Here is a 16212-nt window from a genome sequence, read left to right as displayed (position 1 = left end):
GAGTAAATAAGTATGTTTAAGAATAGGCAAATTGGTAACACCACAGTTAAAGTATCTGAACTTGGGTTTGGAGCTGCATCGCTTGGCAACTTGTATAAAAAAACATCTGATGATGAAGCTAAAAAAACGTTGCAAGCAGCGTTAGCATCGGGAATCAATTTATACGATACCGCACCGCGCTATGGACTAGGTCTTAGTGAAAGAAGACTCGGTGATGTACTCAGAACTCGCCCTAAGTCAGAGTATGTTATATCGACCAAAGTGGGCCGAATCTTAACACCGGATCGCCATGCGAATGTAAACGAGCTTCGATATGGCTTTGATACACCGATGCCATTTGACGCACATTACGATTATACCTATGACGGCATAATGCGTTCATTCGAAGATAGCATACAGCGTTTAGGTGTCGCAGAAATTGATATCTTACTAGTTCACGATATTGGTGTAGACACTCACGGTGATAAAGACCCTTATTATTACCAGCAGTTAGCTTCAGGTGGTTATAAGGCACTTGATGAGCTGCGCCAGCAAGGGGTGATCAAAGCTGTTGGTTTAGGTGTAAACGAAACCGAAATTTGTGAAAGAGTCATGGATATAGGTCAGTTTGATTGTTTTTTATTAGCGGGTCGTTATTCATTATTAGAACAAAATGCGTTAGATACCTTTTTACCAAAATGTGAGCAGTATGGCGCGTCAATAATTTTAGGCGGTCCATATAATTCAGGTATTTTGGCAACCGGTGTACAAAGTGGTGGTGTACCGCATTATAACTACGAACCTGCACCTGCAGATGTTATCGCCAGAGTAAGCACGATTGAAGATATTTGTAAGGAGTTTTCTGTCCCACTTGCAGCAGCTGCACTGCAATTCCCATTAGGCCATTCCGCGGTTGCCACAGTGATCCCTGGAATGGGCAGTGAAAGAAGAGTTGATAAAACGGTAGAGCTATTTAATCACGTAATACCAAATGAGTTTTGGTCTCGCTTGATTCAGGCTGGCCTGCTAAGAGAAGACGCGCCGCTTCCTAATAAAGGGTAATGATATGTCTCATATATTGATAGATAGTCACCAACATTTCTGGCAGTTAAATCGCGGTGATTATCATTGGTTAACACCCCAGTTAACGTCATTATATCGTGACTACTTACCCCACGATTATGAGCAGGCAGCAAAACAACACATGCCTACTCAATCGGTATTGGTTCAAGCAGCTGCAACTGATGATGAGACCGATTTTATGTTAGCGCTTGCTGAAGAAAATCGTTTTATTGCGGGTGTCGTTGGTTGGGTTGACTGGACACTACCTGAGCAAGTGGTGTGTAAAAGACTATTAGCACTTTCACGCCATCATAAATTTAAGGGTGTTCGGCCTATGTTACAAGATATCGACGATGTCGATTGGATTTTAACTCCCTCTTTTGAGCCGATATTTAGCCAGCTAGCAACACTGGGTTTAACCTTTGACGCGTTAGTCACAACAAAGCACTTAGCGAATATTAGAAAGATTGCTCAGCGTTATCCGCAATTGCACATTGTGATTGATCACTGTGCTAAACCAAACATCGCCAAGAGTGAGTTTGCAGCGTGGAGCGACGCATTAAACAATTTTAAAGAGTTAGATAATGTGTACATCAAAGTATCGGGGCTGACAACTGAAGCAAGCAGTGAGCAAATCGATGCGAGCGATTTTGTACCGTACTTAAAAAGTGTCACTGATATTTTTGGTTCATCTCGAATGATGTGGGGCAGTGATTGGCCTGTAGTGAATACTAATAGCAGTTACGCAGACTGGTTTTCGCTAAGCAGCCAATTAGTAGCAGATTGGCAAGAGAAAGATAAACAAAACCTTTGGTCAAACACGGCTAAGGCTTTTTATAAATTAGTAAATTAAGGAGCATTTCAATGACAAATAAAACAGCAGTGGTAACCGGTGGTGGCAGTGGTATTGGCTACAGTATTTGTAAAGCGCTAGGTGCATCGGAATATAAAGTTATCGTTATTGATTTAAATTTAGAAGCTGCAGAAGCAACAGCAACTGAAATTAAAGATGCAGGTGGTCAAGCTGACGCAGTCGCGGTTGACGTGTCAAATACTGTTGCCGTGTCTGAGGCGTTTGAAAAAATTAAGCAAGACAATAACACCATAGACGTTTTAATAAATAACGCGGGCATTGGCTCGATCGGCACAATTGAAGAAACATCAGAACAAGAATTAGATAAAGTTTATAACGTAAATGTAAAAGGTGTTTATAACTGCGCAGCGGCAGTTGTGCCGACGATGAAAGAGCAGCGATCTGGCATCATAATTAATATGGCGTCGATAGCATCAAGTGTTGGTATTCCAGATAGGTTTGCTTATTCAATGAGTAAAGGGGCGGTATTAACGATGACTTACTCAATTGCTAAAGATTATGTGGCTTACGGTATTCGTTGTAATTGTATTGCACCAGGGCGTGTACATACTCCATTTGTTGAAAGTTACCTAGAAAAAAACTACCCAGATAACAAACAAGAAATGTTTGAAAAACTATCTAAAACTCAACCAATTGGTCGCATGGGAACCCCAGATGAAATAGCGGGGTTAGTACAATATTTGTGCTCTGATCAAGCTTCATTTATTACGGGTACTAATATTCCTATTGATGGTGGTTTTGTCACTATTAATAACTAATTAGATAAAAACTGACATACAACAACTACACACAACACACACAATAAAAAGAAGATTGTCATATGAGCAACGCAGGTCAAAAGTATGAAGTGGTACCAAAGGCGTTTTTAGCGTCATTTATTTTGGTAACATTATGTTTCCCACTATGGGGATTTGCTAACGACATTACCAATCCTTTGGTGAAAGCTTTTTCTAAAATTTTGCAAATGAGTACAGCTGAAGGCACTTTAGTTCAAGTCGCGTTTTATGGCGGCTACGGTCTAATGGCAATCCCAGCGGCTATTTTTATCAAAAAGTTTACTTATAAAGCAGGCTTAATCTTGGGATTAGCTTTTTATGCATTGGGCGCTTTTCTGTTCATACCCGCAGCTGGGGCTCAAGCGTTTGCTCCTTTCTTACTGGCATTTTTTGTTATGACTTGCGGTTTATCGTTTTTAGAAACTAGCGCAAATCCTTATATTTTGTCTATGGGGCCAAAAGAAACAGCAACACAACGCCTAAACTTAGCGCAAGCTTTTAATCCGGTTGGTTCATTGTTGGGGATGTTTATTGCGACGCAATTTATCATTCAAAAACTCAATCCTGCAACCGACTTAGAACGCAGAGATTTGGCAGCTAATGGTTCTACGTCAGCAATGGAACAACTTGCAGCAATTACAGCGAATGACTTAGAGGTGATCCGCAACCCTTATTTGGTGATTGGTTTAGTTGTTTTAGCTGTGTTGGTGATTATTGCTTTTAAAAAAATGCCTAGCACCGAAACAAACTCAACTGATTTAGATATCAAAGGTACTTTTAAACGATTATTAGCAAACCGCAATTATCGTGAAGGTGTCGTTGCACAGATGTTTTATGTAGGTGCGCAAATCATGTGTTGGACCTTCATTATTCATTATGGTACTGAAGTGTTAGTCAGCACTGGTATGACAGAAAAAGCAGCGGAAGCACAATCACAAATGTATAACATTTATGCGATGATCATTTTTTGTATTAGCCGTTTTGTATGCACGTTTTTATTAAAGTACATTAATCCTGGTCGTTTACTCATGATCCTTGCAGGGGCGGGAATGGGCTTCACACTCGCCACTATTTTTCTACAAGGTGTTGCGGGGATCTACGCGTTAATTTGTATTTCTGCTTGTATGTCACTGATGTTTCCTACTATCTATGGTATCGCGCTCGAAGGCACAGGTGATGATGCCAAGCTAGGTGCTGCAGGCTTAATAATGGCCATCGTAGGCGGGACTTTTTTACCTATGGCACAGGCATCGATTATTGATTTAAACACTGTGCTTGATGGATTTTCAGCGACTAAAATGTCTTTTGTTTTACCGCTTATATGTTTTGTTGTTATTGCGGTTTATGGCAAACGTTCTCAAAAAGGTAGCTAAAAGATGAAACAGTATTGCTTTGCGCTTGATCTCAAAGATGACATTAAACTAATTGAAAAATATAAAGAATATCATGCTAAGGGTAATGTATGGCCGCAAGTGATTGACTCAATTAAACAAGCAGGTATTGAAGATATGCAAATCTATTTGGTTGCTAATCGGTTGTTCATGATCATGTATGTCACCGATGAGTTTAGCTTTGAAAAAAAAGAAAAAAGCGACCTTAGTAATCACAAGGTGCAGCAATGGGAAGAACTAATGAGTACCTTTCAGCAAGCTTTACCGGGTAGTAAAGCCGGTGATAAGTGGCAGTTGATGGGTAAAATTTTTGATTTAAACGAACAGATATAATTTAGAAATAGAGGTATTTATGAAATTAGTAAGATTTGGTGCAGTAGGCCAAGAAAAGCCAGGTATCTTAGATACAAACGACATACTTCGCGATGTATCAGCACATATTAATGATTATGACAGCGCATTTTTTTCTAACGATGGTTTAGCAAAGTTAAAAACTATTGATATTAGTTCATTGCCTGTTGTGGCTGACGGTGTTCGAATTGCAGAGCCAGTCGCAGAAGTAGGTAAAATGATTTGTGTTGGCCTGAATTACGCCGATCATGCTGCTGAGTCTGGTATGGATGTACCACCAGAGCCGGTATTGTTCTTCAAGGCAACATCATCAATCGTAGGCCCAAACGACAATGTTGAGTTACCACCTAAATCAGAGAAAAGTGACTGGGAAGTTGAGCTAGGTGTGGTGATTGGCAAAGAAGCTAAATATGTGTCAGAAGCAGATGCTATGGATTATGTTGCTGGTTTCTGTGTAGTGAATGATTTATCAGAGCGTGAATATCAAATTGAACGTGCTGGTCAATGGTGTAAAGGCAAAGGTTGCGATACGTTTGGCCCGGTTGGTCCATTTTTAGCAACGCCGGATGAAGTTCAAGACTTTAATAATTTAAGTATTTGGCTAGAGCTTAATGGTAAAAAAGTGCAAAACGGCAACACAAATACCATGGTTTACAAAGTACCTTTCTTAGTGCACTACATTAGCCAGTTTATGAGCTTACAACCAGGTGACATTATCAGTACAGGTACACCTCCAGGCGTAGGTTTAGGTATGCAACCACCATTATATTTGAAAGAAGGTGATGTTATGCGTCTGGGTATTGATGGCTTAGGTGTTCAAGAGCAAACCGTTGCACGTTATAAAGGTTAGTAAAATATAAAAGCAGGTTGGGCAAAGAAGCTGAAACTCACCTGCTTTTAATTATTAAAAGGAATAGGCGATGATTATTTCTGCTCCAACTGATTTTAGAGCGGCCGCCAAAAAGCGACTGCCGCCATTTTTATTTCACTATATTGATGGCGGTTCATATAAAGAAGATACACTTCGACGTAATGTTGATGATTTATCGGATATAGCGCTAAAGCAACGCGTGCTAAATGATATGTCTGAGCTTGATTTGAGCACAGAAATATTTGGTGAAAAATTTGCTATGCCTATTGCGCTTGCACCTGTCGGTTTAACCGGTATGTATGCAAAGCGAGGCGAAGTACAGGCAGCTAAAGCGGCTGAAAATAAAGGTCTGCCTTTTATTATGTCGACGGTTTCAGTATGTCCAATTGAAGAAGTTACCCCCGCTATTGAAAGGCCGATGTGGTTTCAGCTTTATGTGCTTAAAGACCGTGAATTTATGAAAAACGCTTTGCAGCGCGCAAAGGCTGAAGGCGTAACAACACTTGTATTTACGGTTGATATGCCTGTACCTGGTGCTCGTTATCGTGATATGCACTCGGGAATGAGTGGGCCTTTTGCAGCATCACGACGTATTCTACAAGCCATGACGCATCCACAATGGGCGCTAGATGTAGGCGTTTTAGGCAAACCTCATGACTTAGGTAATATTTCTAAGTATCGCGGTACGCCGACGAAACTTGAAGATTATATTGGCTGGTTAGGCACAAATTTTGATCCTTCAATTAGTTGGAAAGACCTCGAATGGATCCGAGATTTCTGGGATGGCCCTATGGTGATCAAAGGTATTTTGGATGTGGAAGATGCCAAAGATGCGGTGAAATTTGGCGCAGATGGTATTGTTGTTTCTAATCATGGTGGTCGTCAACTCGATGGTGCGATTTCTTCAGCTCGTGCATTGCCTGCTATAGCTGATGCGGTGAAAGGCGACTTAAAAATCTTTGTCGACTCAGGTATTCGCTCAGGCCTTGATGTATGTCGGATGATGGCACTCGGTGCAGACTGTACCTTGCTTGGTCGATCTTATATCTATGCTTTAGCTGCGCGTGGTCAGCAAGGCGTTGAAGAGCTGCTTGATCTTTATGATAAAGAAATACGGGTAGCGATGACCCTCACTGGCGCTAAGACGATTAAAGACTTAACCCGAGATTCATTAATACAATATTGATTTTTAATAAATTAAAAAGCCTGTTTAAGTTTATTAAACAGGCTTTTTTGTGAGCTAATAAAAATGATAACAACAAGAACTCAAGGTGGGTTTTTATAGTTAAGTTATTGAATGTTATGGATAATTGCGTTTTGTTTTGAAGCGGTTTATTTACCCGTTTAATCGATGTTTTATCGATCAAGTGCTTCTTTTGTATAGCGATATTTAAATAAATAATTTTACATCTTATACAGATTGACTTGTAGAAAAATGGTGTTTATTCTATATAAATATACACTTTATTGTTGCTGGTTTTATTGTTTTGGTTGTCTAGTCAGCCAATCCATTTAAAAGACTAAATCCTGCTATAAAGAGCGATCCGTTATTACTAATATTTCGCAGCAGCTTACAGCCTTAATTGAATAATTACATGTAAATACACAGCTTTAAAATAGAATGGTTATAAACCATAAATACTTATATCTATAAAAATAAAAACTTACTCTTTGAGTGAAAATGGGAAATATATGAATATATTAAAATCATTAGCGCAAAAGAACCGCAGGACACTTAGTCTTTTCTTATTATGTGTTATAGGCATTACAGGCTGCAATGCACCAGAGCAATCTCAACAAAAAGCTGTACAAGAAGGTTCATCTAGTCAGAAACACAAACGTCCAAATATCGTATTATTAATGACCGATGACCAAGGTTATGGTGATTTCAGTATCTATAACAACCCGATTGTTAAAACACCTGAAATTGAAACATTAGCTGCCCAAAGTCAACGTTTCACAAATTTTCACGTAGATCCAACATGTTCACCAACGCGTGCAGCTATTATGAGTGGTAAATATTCATTAAGAGCTGGCGTATGGCATACTGTGATGGGTAGGCATATGCTGTCTGATAAACATCATATTTTACCTGAAATATTAAAAGAAGCCGGTTATAACACCGCTATGTTTGGTAAGTGGCACTTAGGTGAAAATTACCCATTTCGTCCTCAAGATCAGGGTTTTAATCATGCACTCATTCACGGTGGTGGCGGTGTTGGACAATCACCAGATTATTGGGAAAATGACCAGTTTGATGATACCTACTTTTTAAATGGTGAAGAAAAGCAATACAAAGGTTTTGCTACTGACGTGTGGTTTAATGAAGCAATAAACTTTATGAAACAACAAAAAGGTAAAGACTCCCCCTTCTTTGTTTATTTATCTCTTAACGGCCCGCACATACCTTGGCGCGCACCAGCCAAATATATCGAACCTTATACCGCATTAGGCTTACCTGAAGATATGGCTAAGTTCTACGGTATGATTGCCAATATAGATGAAAATGTTGGACGCTTGCGCTCGGTTCTTCATGATGAAAAACTTGAAGATGATACTATTTTTATCTTTATGACCGATAACGGTTCATCGATGGCTGCTAAAAGTAATGGTGAACCATTAAATTGGCTTTCAGAAGATGTCAAACTAGCTATTGAAAAACAAACAGGTAAAAAAATAAATACCTTAAATAGTTATATGCGCGGAGGCAAAGCTTCAACTTATGATGGCGGTCATAGAGTGCCATTTTTTATTCGCTGGCCAAATGGTAATTTGGGAGACCCAGCTGATATTAATGATTTAGCTTCTCATTTTGATATTTTACCAACCTTATTAGATTTAGCTGATATTAAAGCCGACAATGTTGATACTGATGGTATTTCGTTAACACCTGTTTTGAAAAACGAAAGTAGCTTACCAAATAGAACATTAGTAGTAACAAACCAAAGAGTGTTAAACCCAGACCCTCAACGTCCATATTCAGTTATGCAGGGAAATTGGCGTTACGTTCATGCCGTTCAAGATGGGGGAGTGGAGTTATTTGATTTGACAAATGATCCTGGTCAAAAACACGATATTAGCGCGCAACACCCGGAAAAAGTTGCCGAGTTATCTAAATATTATGAGCAGTGGTGGCAGTACACAACGGGTAAAGGCACGCCTACAACTAGACCTATCATTGGTAGTAAATTTGAAAACCCATCACGCTTAACAGGCATGGATTGGTTATCACCAAATACAGGGCAAGTGCCATGGTGGCCTGGTTTTGGTGAAGATAAGTGGGGGAAAGGCCACGGTTGGGTTGGTAATGAAGATAAATTTATGGTGTCTCCTTGGGCATTAAAAGTGGCTGAAAATGGCCTGTATACCCTGACTCTATATTTACATGATATTCCAGCAAACAAGGTGATCCCAAAGCGGTTTGCACATTTACAATTAAATGGTGACGTGAAAACTTTGCCAATCCCTCAGGGGGCTACATCAATCTCGTTCAAAGTGCCATTATCGGTTGGTGATTTAGATATGCGTGCATGGTTTGATAACCATAATGATGATAGTGGTTTAGCTACAGGCTTGCCGGCATTTTATATGTATGTTGAGAGACAAGGGTAGTAGGTAGCGCTCTAATCAACTGAACTACAGTCGTACAATTTGAGGTTCTTAAATATAATTTATTCAAATAAGTTAGAATAAATTGGTACGACTGAGTGGATTCGAACCACCGACCTCTACCATGTCAAGACGTTAAAAAATAATCTATTATTTTAGCTTAAAAATAATAATTGATTACATTTCAAGTTGTTAAGTTTTATTTTGGCATATTTAGTGAGGGTTTTAAAGTAGTTAAACTTGATAAAGGCGCTGTTTAGGCACAAACATTAAAATGTCATTATTACCACTATTGTGTTGATTATCTATGGTGCCAAACAAAATAAAGAAAGCCTATTCAAAAATTAATTTGCTCCTTGGCACGGCTAAGTTAAGTAATGTGGATGTATGCTCGCTCACCTTAGATAGAACTATCAGCACAATAGTTTTAGAAACGAATATAGTGTCTTTTTTAAATCCAGTCATGATGATATTTTTGATGATTTAGACTCCTTTTATTTAGATGCATATCAAGCTCCGATGGTTTGTTATGAAATCGACGGTCAGCATTATGTTATATCAGGGCTTTTTTACGTACACTAAATTACAGCGTACTAAAATATTAGACGAAAAGATTTTGTTCCATGTTTGGTTATTTCATCAAGACCTAAGCCCTCTGAACGTAAACTCATATTCTTAAATGATGTTTTAAGAATCATGCATAAACAGTATTTTAATGTAAATGGTACAAGTATATCTGCACTACTTAAAAGTCTCTTCTCAGAGGAGCCTAGTGTTTTTAAAACGCAATCTTGGAAAATGCTTTTTCCAAAAATAAAAACAAAAACTGAATTGTGTACATGGCTCAAAATTAGTACAAAATTTCCGGGTTTGAATTTTAGTGTCAATCAAGCGATGCTGTATTCAAAGTGCTCATGACAAAACAGAATGTTGTTAAACCGAAAAGGTAAAAGTTTACTCTTGATCAATTATTACTGGATTGTTATTTCATTTCTGTCAAAATTAACATACTCCCATTTCAAGCCATCGATTTCTGTAGTACGGATAGCAGTAAAAAGAAAACAGTGCAATAATTATGAAAGTCAGCTCGAACATTTTTTAAAAAGAGTTGTACTTCTTTTAATGAAAAGGGTTCGATTTTAGTTTTCGGTTTTTTTAAAGGTTGAATATTAATAAATTGTGTTTGAAACTCATAGCGTAATGAAGCTTCTTTAAGCATTTTTCGCAGTGGGGTCATTACGTGATTGATCCAATCATTACTCAGCTTTTTCTTTACCGATAAGTTTCGTTTCGGTTCTAAAATACTGGCACGATATTTAATAATATGAGTACGATTAATTTCATTTAACCTAAATTGACCAAATTCTGGGATTAAATAACGTTCGAAAATCATTACAACATTTTTGTAATGGCTAAGCTTCCAGTGTATTTTACTTTCTTCTAGCCACTCGTAAGCAAATTGCTCAAATGTCGGCGTATTAACTACTATCAGATCGCTTTTATTTGTCGTGGTCTTTTTTTAACGTCTGTATTTGGTCATCATATTTTTTAAATACAGAGCATCGAATGCTTTTAGGAAATACATCACGATAGACAAATCTATCAAGCATGATTTGAGCCTCAATGTTTTCTAGAACTTCTCAAATTTGATACGATTAGCTTTTGTATCCTTGAGTAAGGTCTGCTCACGACATCGTATATTTTGATAATAAAAATCAAAAAACAACTTATTGTTTCGGCTTCTTACACTAGCCATAACATACACCTCCACTTGCAAGAGGAATGATAAAGTCGCATTCATTTTTAGACGTAGTGTTATACATTTCATCCATTACACTCTTTAAAAGGTAAAGTATTTTTCTTGATCCAAAAGGTCTAATGTAATGCTCATTCTCAAAAAAACATTGTCTTTCAACTTACGGTTAAATCTGGGCTGAACTTAATAAAGCTTGAAAGTTCTTTAGCAGAAAGCAAAGTAAATTCATTTTTAATTACAAAGTATCCTCACAAAAAACTAACTTGATTAAATTACACTCAAAGTATCCTGTAAAGAAACTTTTAAATAATTGGTTGTATTAAAATGATTGTTTATAACTTAAAGGAATCAATCGCAGCTAAACCATTGAAATATTGACGTAAAATTACGTTATATGAAGTTAAAAATGCCGCCGGAGTAAATAAAGCCGCTATGTCAAAAATGGCAAATAATAATTAATTATTCTACGACTACGCGGATATTAGACGCTTTGTGTGAGTATTTCGATTGTAAAATTGAAGAAATTATTACCTACGGAAAAGTCGATAATTAACTAACGAGTTGTATTAAAAGCATCAGATGCATTACAACTACATTACCAGTACGTGTTATTAACCTTAACCACGGCTAGCGCATTTAAATCCCAAACTCTAACAGGGGTGAGCGGTAATCATCGTCTAGCCCTGCCATTTTCTTTTTCTCCCCAGACTTGCTGACTTAGATATATCTTGTTTAAAAAGCGCCATGGCTATCTTTCGCATTACATTAAACATTACTTAGTTAAACATCCTCACTGATTTTAGAGCTTAGAGATAGCTAATCGTCCAAAGCCTCAAGATTGTAGTGGCAGTGATCAGCCAGTGATAGTTAAGCACGCCGGTTTCAGATTTCTTCAAAGTAGCAAAGTTAGGCTGTCTGTAGAATCGGTTAATGCTATTTATTTGCAACTTTCAATGCGTTTAACTTTTTCAGAAATATTTAACTTTAAAATATATTCAACGAAGTGATTTTTCAGGAGTGATTATAGTTAAATCGATAAGTTAAGAGGCGAAATTTTTGATACAAATATGTAACCAGTTGGTAGGTGAATAATTTCATAAAATGTATAAGTTTAACATTTACCTGATGCTGATAATCAATTTACTACTACCTTAATCAACAGGGGTCATAATAATGAAAAGAAATATTTACATAAACACGTTATTAGCAGGGACATTCGGTTTATTGCCATTATCTGAAGCAATTAGCCAAGAATTATCTGCAGATAAAAATAAAGACGTAGAAGTAATTCAAGTCACAGGCATTCGTCAGAGCATTATCACTGCGAATGAGACAAAGCGCTCTTCGGATAATATTGTCGATGGTATCTCTGCTGAAGACTTAGGAGTATTCCCTGATGCGAATGTAGCGGAATCACTGCAGCGTATAACAGGAGTTTCAATAGACCGTTCTGGTGGTGAAGGTCGTTTTATTACAGTGAGGGGACTTGGACCAGAGTTTAATACAGTATTAGCTAATGGTCGTATTTTAGCTACTGAAAATGCTGGGCGTGAATTTAGTCTTGATGTATTGCCTGCTGACTTAATTAATGGCGCGACAGTTTATAAGAGTTACAGTTCAAATCTTACTGAAGGTGCAATTGGAGGAACAGTAGATATCACTACTTGGAGGCCATTTGATATCAACGAGACGAAGATGAGTGCTTCAATTGCTGGCACGTATGATACAAATGCTGAATCTTACGATATGAAAGGGTCGGCTCTATTCAGTACGCTTTTAATGATGATATGGGTTTTCTAGCATCGCTTTCTTATAATCAACGTACAGTAAGAATTGATAGCGTTTTCTCTGACGGTTATGTTCCATATAGTTTTGATGAAACACAGACCGTAAATGGTGAACCGGCAAATGACGTTTTAACCTTAGCGAGCCAAAGATATCAAGTTTTTGATCAAGACCGTGAGCGCATTGGCGGTACATTGGTGTATCAATGGAAGCCAAATGATGATCAGATTTTGACGATTGATGGTTTATTTTCGATATTTAACGTTGAAGATAGTAGTACTGAAGTCGCATTTCCTTTTAGTGTGGGTCGCGAAAATGGTTTTAGTAATGTTGTAGTTAATAATAGCGGCATGGTTCAATCTGCAACTAAAGATGGTTTTGTTGATGTTATTAGAGCGTCTTCTCCTCGAGATACTACTACCTACCAAGTAGGGCTAAATCATGAGTGGCAAATTTCAAATAACTTGAAAGCGATTACTGATATTGCCTACTCTGAAGCTAAAGGTGATGGGTATGGTAAAAGTCGTTTTTATGTAACACGTGCATTTAGTGAAATGGCGTACTCATTAGGAAGCGACTTTCCTTTAATTAATACCAAAGAAAATCTGACTGATCCGAATATTTGGTCTTCTCATGTTGTAACTAATGCTGGTAATAATACGCAGGATAACGTTTTAGAAGCTAAGCTTGATTTTGAGTACATTGTTGATGAAATGGGTTATTTGCAGAACATTGATTTTGGTTTTTACTATTCAGAACGTGAAAAAGATCAAGTAGCCTCTATGCGTGGTGTATGCGGCCGATGCTTTAATAATGCAAAAGTGACGATTACAGATCCATCAATTTTTAATGCATTTGAACCTAATAATTTTTTAAGTCAAGTGGCTGGTGAGTTTGCTAGCAGCTGGATTAATTATGATTTTGATGCATTAACAGCTTATTACCAATCTGAAGAAGCATTAAGTCAACTTTCTGCAGAGGATAGAGCAAGTGTTGAATCTTTACTTGCTGATGGTGCATTTACAGCACAACGCGATGATGGTGCTACAACGAATGTTCAAGAAGATAATTTTGCTGCGTACGTTCAATTAGGCTTTGCTGGTGATAATTGGGATCTAAATTTAGGCGCACGTTATATTCAGACCGATCTTACTTCTACGGGGCAATATGTTTATATCGAAGAGCTTATAAATATTGTTAATCCTGATGGCAGCATTGAAAACAGAGATGCTGTTTTTAGTGCACCAGAAGTAAGAACTTTCCAAAATGATTACGATGAAATCTTACCCAGCGCAAACTTTAAATGGGAGTTTATGGATATAGAAGGCTTAATTTTTAGAGCCAGCTATTCTGACACAATAACTCGACCAACTATTTCAAGTCTTTCAACCAGTGTTACCTATAATATTAATGTGGATGCAGAAAGAGTTAACGCTCAAAATCCAAATTTACAACCATTCAAATCTCAAAACTATGATGTTACTTTAGAGTGGTACATGGATGATTCAACGACGATTACACTTGCTGGATTTCAAAAGAACCTATCTTCATTCCTCACAATTACAACAGAACCTGTCATGATTGAGGGTGTTCAATTTGGTGATACTCGCCCAAGAAATGGTGGCGAGGGGGAGATCACTGGGATTGAAGTTGCTTACCAACAATTATTTGACCAATTACCTGAACCGTTTAATGGATTAGGGATTCAAGCTAACTACACCAACATAGATAGTACCGCTGATTACAGTGAGTTGGGTGGCGTTGAGGACTTAACATTGGAAGGGTTGTCTGAGCATAACGCTAACCTGATTTTATTTTATGAAAGAGACGCAATAAAAGTAAGATTTGCCTATAACTATCGTTCTGATTATTTAAGTGAGGCGAGCACGTGGCTAGGGGGGCCAAAACATGTTGATGATTTCGGGCAGCTTGATTTTAGAGCGAGTTATGATTTTGCAGACACCATGCAGGTTTACTTTGAAGGAGTAAATATTACGAACGAAACATTAAGCCAATATTACAACCAGGACGAAAGTCAGAAGGTTGGTTATGAAGATTTTGGTTCTCGTTATGCGTTAGGTATACGGGCTCAGTTTTAATCATCACATGAGTAACTCTGCTTCGCTGGAGTTACTCAAATAGGTAATAGAAATGTATTTATTTAAACGATATTTAGCTGTAATTTTTATTTGTACTGGTTTAATTGCGTGTACAAAAGAGAGTGACTCTTCCCTACAAAAAGAAACGGTGAATTTACAGGATAAAAAGCCGAACATATTATGGATATATGTTGAAGACATCTCACCTGACTTTGCGCACGATGGTAATGATTTAGTAACCACTCCAACGATAGATGAGTTAGCAAGAGTCGGTGTAAAGTTTAACAATGCCATTGCGCCTGCGCCTGTCTGTTCTGCAATGAGATCAGCTATGATGACGGGGCAAATGCAAACAAATTTAGGTATTCATAACCATCACAGTTCGCGTACTCCAGAATCAACAATTTTACTCCCAGATAATATAAAAACTGTTCCTGAAATTATGAAGCAAAATGGTTATTTTACTTTTAATAGTGGTAAGGATGATTATAACTTCAGCTATGACCGTTTTGACTTATACAGCGGTGATTATAAGGTGCATCCACTCTACGGTAAGTCGGGTGTAGAAATTGATTGGAACGATAGAGCCAACCCAGAGCAACCATTCTTTGGACAAATCCAATTAAAAGGTGGAAAGCATATTTTCAGTAGCAAGTTTTCTGAAAAAGTGAAGTATCCCATCGATAGAAGTAAAATTAAGTTGCCTCCTTATTACCCAAATGATCCCATTGTTATTGAAGAATGGGCTAGATATTTAGAATCTCTGCAGATCACAGATAGAGAGGTTGCAAGTGTTTTTTCTCGCTTAGAAAAAGATGGAGAATTAGAAAATACGGTCATATTTTTCTTTGCTGATCATGGCACTCGTTTTTTAAGACATAAACAGTTTTTATACGATGGTGGTCTTAAAGTACCTTTCATTGCTTATTGGAAAGGGCATGATGATAAGTTAAAGCCGCAAGTAAGAGACGAGCAAGTAAGTATGCTTGATATAAGTGCAACAACGCTAAGCCTTGCCGGTATCGATATACCTGAATACTTTGAAGGTGAAAACTTATTCTCTGATAATTACCAGGGTCATAAATATGTTATTTCGGCTCGTGATAGATGTGATTTTACGATTGATAGAATTAGATCGGTTCGTTCAGAGCGCTTTAAATACATCCGAAACTTTTATCCTGAACGCTCAGGTATGCAACCTAGTTATAGAGATTACTGGGATCTAACAAAAGTATCTCGCAAGCTTTATGAAGATGGCAAGTTGAATGAGGTTCAAGCAAAGCACTTTTCTCCAACGAGGCCAAAAGAAGAACTTTACGATCTTGAAAACGACCCTCACGAAATCTTTAATTTAGCTGATGACAATAACTTTAAGTCGACGTTATTAGAGCACAGAAAGGTATTAGATGACTGGATACGTGATAGCAACGATCAAGGACAGTACCCTGAAAATGAAGAAGCGTTAAAGCTAATGTTAGGCATTTGGGGAGACACAGCGATTAACCCTGAATACGACGAACTCAGAATTAAATATCCAAATTTATCTGGTTCTCAATTCCCGCTTAAAAATGAAAAGTTTAAGCTTGTTTCTGAGCAGTAGTTTTAGTTTACGCTTGGACTGAGATCTTCAAGCGTATGTCCCTCAACATTATTTTATTA

At 37.7% G+C, this 16212-nt stretch carries 14 protein-coding genes and 1 pseudogene; 12 read left to right on the top strand and 3 right to left on the bottom strand.

The window, feature by feature from the left end:
- Positions 1-12 precede the first annotated feature (12 nt).
- From ACU8V8_RS09395 to ACU8V8_RS09360, 8 genes are all read left to right on the top strand, one after another.
- A complete protein-coding gene (locus ACU8V8_RS09395) occupies positions 13-1041 on the top strand; it encodes an aldo/keto reductase (RefSeq protein ID WP_446887270.1) in 1029 nt (342 codons plus the stop codon).
- A gap of 4 nt (positions 1042-1045) precedes the next feature.
- Entirely contained in the window at positions 1046-1894 is an 849-nt protein-coding gene (locus ACU8V8_RS09390) for an amidohydrolase family protein (RefSeq protein WP_446887269.1), read from the top strand.
- 11 nt (positions 1895-1905) lie between these two features.
- The gene (locus tag ACU8V8_RS09385; RefSeq protein ID WP_446887268.1) at positions 1906-2673 is read left to right on the top strand and encodes an SDR family NAD(P)-dependent oxidoreductase; all 768 of its coding nucleotides are present in this window, start codon (positions 1906-1908) and stop codon (positions 2671-2673) included.
- 62 nt (positions 2674-2735) lie between these two features.
- Positions 2736-4064, top strand: coding sequence for an L-fucose:H+ symporter permease (gene fucP / locus ACU8V8_RS09380; protein WP_446887267.1), 1329 nt, complete (start codon positions 2736-2738; stop codon positions 4062-4064).
- A gap of 3 nt (positions 4065-4067) precedes the next feature.
- Positions 4068-4415, top strand: a complete 348-nt coding sequence (locus ACU8V8_RS09375) for an L-rhamnose mutarotase (protein WP_446887266.1) — start codon at positions 4068-4070, stop codon at positions 4413-4415.
- Positions 4416-4434: 19 nt separating this feature from the next.
- Positions 4435-5283, top strand: a complete 849-nt coding sequence (locus ACU8V8_RS09370) for a fumarylacetoacetate hydrolase family protein (RefSeq protein WP_446887265.1) — start codon at positions 4435-4437, stop codon at positions 5281-5283.
- Between the two features lie 70 nt (positions 5284-5353).
- Positions 5354-6490, top strand: a complete 1137-nt coding sequence (lldD, locus tag ACU8V8_RS09365) for an FMN-dependent L-lactate dehydrogenase LldD (RefSeq protein ID WP_446887264.1) — start codon at positions 5354-5356, stop codon at positions 6488-6490.
- A 506-nt stretch (positions 6491-6996) separates the two neighbouring features.
- The gene (locus tag ACU8V8_RS09360; protein ID WP_446887263.1) at positions 6997-8916 is read left to right on the top strand and encodes an arylsulfatase; all 1920 of its coding nucleotides are present in this window, start codon (positions 6997-6999) and stop codon (positions 8914-8916) included.
- 1015 nt (positions 8917-9931) lie between these two features.
- Here the strand turns inward: ACU8V8_RS09360 and ACU8V8_RS09355 are convergent.
- Both ACU8V8_RS09355 and ACU8V8_RS09350 read right to left on the bottom strand, forming a co-directional pair.
- A complete protein-coding gene (locus ACU8V8_RS09355; RefSeq protein ID WP_446889616.1) occupies positions 9932-10342 on the bottom strand; it encodes a hypothetical protein in 411 nt (136 codons plus the stop codon).
- A gap of 201 nt (positions 10343-10543) precedes the next feature.
- Positions 10544-10669 (bottom strand): Arm DNA-binding domain-containing protein, encoded by a 126-nt coding sequence (locus ACU8V8_RS09350; RefSeq protein WP_446887262.1) that lies wholly within the window; start codon positions 10667-10669, stop codon positions 10544-10546.
- Positions 10670-11090: 421 nt separating this feature from the next.
- On the opposite strand from ACU8V8_RS09350, the gene ACU8V8_RS09345 reads away from it, so the two are divergent.
- Positions 11091-11222, top strand: coding sequence for a helix-turn-helix domain-containing protein (locus ACU8V8_RS09345; RefSeq protein ID WP_446889615.1), 132 nt, complete (start codon positions 11091-11093; stop codon positions 11220-11222).
- Positions 11223-11305: 83 nt separating this feature from the next.
- Here the strand turns inward: ACU8V8_RS09345 and ACU8V8_RS09340 are convergent.
- Positions 11306-11439: pseudogene (locus ACU8V8_RS09340) on the bottom strand (ISAs1 family transposase); the annotation flags it as partial.
- A 403-nt stretch (positions 11440-11842) separates the two neighbouring features.
- On the opposite strand from ACU8V8_RS09340, the gene ACU8V8_RS09335 reads away from it, so the two are divergent.
- From ACU8V8_RS09335 to ACU8V8_RS09325, 3 genes are read left to right on the top strand one after another with little or no spacing between them, the layout of a single operon-like run.
- Positions 11843-12469 (top strand): TonB-dependent receptor plug domain-containing protein, encoded by a 627-nt coding sequence (locus ACU8V8_RS09335; protein WP_446887261.1) that lies wholly within the window; start codon positions 11843-11845, stop codon positions 12467-12469.
- Positions 12457-14553, top strand: a complete 2097-nt coding sequence (locus ACU8V8_RS09330) for a TonB-dependent receptor (protein ID WP_446887260.1) — start codon at positions 12457-12459, stop codon at positions 14551-14553. The genes ACU8V8_RS09335 and ACU8V8_RS09330 overlap by 13 nt, the downstream gene beginning before the upstream one ends.
- Before the next feature lie 52 nt (positions 14554-14605).
- Positions 14606-16153 carry a sulfatase family protein gene (locus ACU8V8_RS09325; protein WP_446887259.1) on the top strand — a complete coding sequence of 516 codons (1548 nt, stop codon included), beginning with the start codon at positions 14606-14608 and terminating at the stop codon, positions 16151-16153.
- The last annotated feature ends 59 nt before the right edge of the window (positions 16154-16212 follow it).

It is taken from the genome of Pseudoalteromonas sp. SaAl2 (assembly GCF_052947895.1).
This window is presented reverse-complemented; position numbering and strand designations above follow the sequence as displayed.

What these genes read in the sequence shown, in the direction of transcription:
- ACU8V8_RS09385 (WP_446887268.1), top strand. Translation starts at nt 1,906, where the DNA reads ATGACAAATAAAACAGCAGTGGTAACCGGTGGTGGCAGTGGTATTGGC.
- lldD (WP_446887264.1), top strand. Translation starts at nt 5,354, where the DNA reads ATGATTATTTCTGCTCCAACTGATTTTAGAGCGGCCGCCAAAAAGCGA.
- fucP (WP_446887267.1), top strand. Translation starts at nt 2,736, where the DNA reads ATGAGCAACGCAGGTCAAAAGTATGAAGTGGTACCAAAGGCGTTTTTA.
- ACU8V8_RS09390 (WP_446887269.1), top strand. Translation starts at nt 1,046, where the DNA reads ATGTCTCATATATTGATAGATAGTCACCAACATTTCTGGCAGTTAAAT.
- ACU8V8_RS09360 (WP_446887263.1), top strand. Translation starts at nt 6,997, where the DNA reads ATGAATATATTAAAATCATTAGCGCAAAAGAACCGCAGGACACTTAGT.
- ACU8V8_RS09350 (WP_446887262.1), bottom strand. Translation starts at nt 10,669, where the DNA reads ATGGCTAGTGTAAGAAGCCGAAACAATAAGTTGTTTTTTGATTTTTAT.
- ACU8V8_RS09395 (WP_446887270.1), top strand. Translation starts at nt 13, where the DNA reads ATGTTTAAGAATAGGCAAATTGGTAACACCACAGTTAAAGTATCTGAA.
- ACU8V8_RS09330 (WP_446887260.1), top strand. Translation starts at nt 12,457, where the DNA reads ATGGGTTTTCTAGCATCGCTTTCTTATAATCAACGTACAGTAAGAATT.
- ACU8V8_RS09335 (WP_446887261.1), top strand. Translation starts at nt 11,843, where the DNA reads ATGAAAAGAAATATTTACATAAACACGTTATTAGCAGGGACATTCGGT.
- ACU8V8_RS09370 (WP_446887265.1), top strand. Translation starts at nt 4,435, where the DNA reads ATGAAATTAGTAAGATTTGGTGCAGTAGGCCAAGAAAAGCCAGGTATC.
- ACU8V8_RS09375 (WP_446887266.1), top strand. Translation starts at nt 4,068, where the DNA reads ATGAAACAGTATTGCTTTGCGCTTGATCTCAAAGATGACATTAAACTA.
- ACU8V8_RS09325 (WP_446887259.1), top strand. Translation starts at nt 14,606, where the DNA reads ATGTATTTATTTAAACGATATTTAGCTGTAATTTTTATTTGTACTGGT.